General features: G+C 71.3%; 1 protein-coding gene. It reads left to right on the top strand.

Annotation, left to right across the window (positions count from 1 at the left end):
* Positions 1–69: 69 nt before the first annotated feature.
* Positions 70–289: YbaB/EbfC family nucleoid-associated protein (locus tag BZY54_RS52615; RefSeq protein ID WP_244216865.1), on the top strand; the 220-nt coding region annotated here is incomplete at its 3' end.

The following is a 289-nucleotide window of genomic DNA, read 5'->3' on the forward strand; positions in this document are numbered from 1 at the left end:
GTCTCGGACGGGTCGCCGGACCGCCCCGCCCGGACATCCGGACGTGCCGTACGAAAGCAGGAGCTGATCGTGATTCCCGGTGGTGGCCAGCCCAACATGCAGCAGCTGCTCCAGCAGGCCCAGAAGATGCAGCAGGACCTGCAGCGAGCCCAGGAGGAACTGGCGCAGACCGAGGTCGACGGGCAGGCGGGCGGCGGTCTGGTGCGGGCCACCGTCACCGGCGCCGGCGAGCTGCGCGCGCTGAAGATCGACCCGAAGGCGGTGGACCCGGAGGACACCGAGACCCTCG

Origin of the sequence: Streptomyces carpinensis, assembly GCF_002154505.1 — a bacterium.
GTDB classification, from domain to species: domain Bacteria; phylum Actinomycetota; class Actinomycetes; order Streptomycetales; family Streptomycetaceae; genus Streptomyces; species Streptomyces carpinensis.